Source organism: Pseudoxanthobacter sp., from assembly GCF_036822375.1.
Taxonomy (GTDB): domain Bacteria; phylum Pseudomonadota; class Alphaproteobacteria; order Rhizobiales; family Segnochrobactraceae; genus Pseudoxanthobacter.
In genome coordinates this window covers 1-2,261 of sequence record NZ_DAISHT010000350.1, presented here as the reverse complement: position 1 = coordinate 2,261, position 2,261 = coordinate 1, and the positions used below count along the sequence as shown (strand labels likewise).

Here is a 2,261-nt window from a genome sequence, read left to right as displayed (position 1 = left end):
AACAGCGGATTTCGGTGCGCTGCATCCACTGCGCGCGCGGCTTGCGGGCCAGATAATAGCGCCCCTTCGTGGCCCAGGCGAGCGCGGGCGTGGCGACGAGCGCCACCACCAGCGCCACGAACGGCGCCATCGCCTGCGCCACCGCACCGAAGCCGCCGAACAGCGCCACCAGCCCCGCCAGCGCCGCCAGCCCCATACCGCCGACCCCGACCGGATTGATATCGTAGAGATGGGCGCGCTTGAACTCGATGCCCGGCGGCGACAGCCCGAGCGGCTTGTTGACCACCAGATCGGCCACCATCACGCCGATCCACGCCACCGCGGCCACCGAGAAACCGCCGAGCGTGCGCTCCAGCGCGCGGTAGATGCCAAGCTCCATCAGCATCAGCGCGATGGCGACATTGAAGACCAGCCACACCACACGTCCGGGGTGGGAATGCGTGAGGCGGGAGAAGAAATTCGACCACGCCAGCGAGCCGGCATAGGCGTTCATGACATTGATCTTGAGCTGCGAGACCACCACGAACGCGGCCGTCACCGCCATCACCACCTGCGGCGAGGAAAACACATACTGAAACGCCACCTGAAACATGTAGGCCGGCTCGGCCGCATGGTCTGCCGGCACGCCCGCCCGCAGCGCCAGAAACGCCAGAAACGACCCCGCCGCCAGCTTCGGCGCGCCGAGCACGATCCAGCCCGGGCCGGCAAACAGCAGCGCCGCCGTCCAGCCCCGCCCGCGCCGCGGCGCCTCCCGCGCCCGCTCGCGCGGCGGCAGAAAGCGCAGGAAGTCCACCTGCTCGCCGATCTGCGGAATGAGCGCGAGGATGACGGAGGCCGCCGCCCCGAAATGCAGCAGGCTGAAACCGGACTGCGGCGCCGAATGCGGCCCGCCGGGCACGCCGCCGAAGGCGAACCACGCCGTCACCGCCGGCCAGTCGTGATGCACGATGAACACGAACGGCAGGATGTTGAGCACGATCCACACCGGCTGCGTCAGCAACTGGAAGCGGCTGATGCCGGCGATGCCGTAGGTGACGAGCGGGATGACCGCCAGCGAAGAGATGATGTAGCCGAGCCAGAGCGGAATGCCGAAGCACAGCTCCAGCGCCGACGACATGATCGAGGCTTCAATGGCGAACAGGATGAAGGTGAAGCTCGCATAGATCAGCGAGGTCACGGTGGAGCCGATATAGCCGAAGCCTGCCCCGCGGGTCAGCAGATCGATATCGACGCCATAGCGCGCCGCATAGCGGCTGATGGGAATGCCGGTGACCAGAATGATAACGCTGACGGCGGCGATCGCCGCCATGGCGTTGATGAAGCCATAGGACAGCGTGATCGCCCCGCCGATCGCCTCCAGCGCCAGAAAGGAAATGGCGCCGATGGCCGTCTGCGCCACGCGCCCGGCCGACCAGCGCCGCGCCCGCTTGGCGGTGAAGCGCAGGGCATAGTCTTCCAGCGTCTCGTTGGCGACCCAGCGGTTATATTCCCGCCGGATCGGCAGAATGCGTTGCCGTCCCGCCATGGCCTGCCAGTGTGTGGGTGCGTTTGCCGGCACCCGCGCCGGGGGCCGGCGCCGGTGTTAAGCCGCCACAATCGCCCATGCAATCGCGATGCCGCCCGACACCGCAGCGCCACGATTGCGCCTGCGCCGCCGCACCGCCTTCCGCCGCCCGGCGACAGACAGAAATCGCTTTCTATTTCAATATGATGGATCACCGCTCCCGGCCCGCCGCGGCGGGCATACGTCATTCAACGTATAGGTTCCGGCGGCATATGGCCTGACACTTTCCCCGGCTGGATCAGGCCTTTGCCCAAAAAAAGCCTTTTCGCAAATCAGGGGAACACTCGATGTCGTCATCGAACCACGAGCGGTCGGCCGCCTTCGGCACCCGCTTCATCAGCAAGGCGCGCCGTGTGGTCGGCGCGCTCGCCATGGCCGGCGCGGTGGCCTTCACCGGCGCGCAGGCGGCTCACGCCGAAGAAGACACCATCAAGGTCGGCGTCCTGCATTCCCTCTCCGGCACCATGGCCATCAGCGAGACCACGCTGAAGGATACCGTGCTGATGCTGATCGACGAGCAGAACAAGAAGGGCGGCCTTCTCGGCAAGAAGCTGGAAGCCGTCGTCGTCGATCCGGCCTCCAACTGGCCGCTGTTTGCCGAAAAGGCCCGCGAGCTGCTGACCAAGGACAAGGTCGCCGTCACCTTCGGCTGCTGGACCTCGGTGTCGCGCAAGTCCGTGCTGCCGGTGTTCGAGGA

1 protein-coding gene and 1 pseudogene are annotated in these 2,261 nt (G+C 66.7%); one reads left to right on the top strand and one right to left on the bottom strand.

Going from position 1 to position 2,261, the window contains the following annotated elements:
* A pseudogene (locus V7067_RS17510) lies at window positions 1-1,525 on the bottom strand (hybrid sensor histidine kinase/response regulator); the annotation flags it as partial.
* 410 nt (window positions 1,526-1,935) lie between these two features.
* Between V7067_RS17510 and V7067_RS17505 the strand changes: the two are divergent.
* A partial coding sequence (locus tag V7067_RS17505) for a transporter substrate-binding protein (RefSeq protein ID WP_334177166.1) occupies window positions 1,936-2,261 on the top strand: 326 nt, incomplete at its 3' end.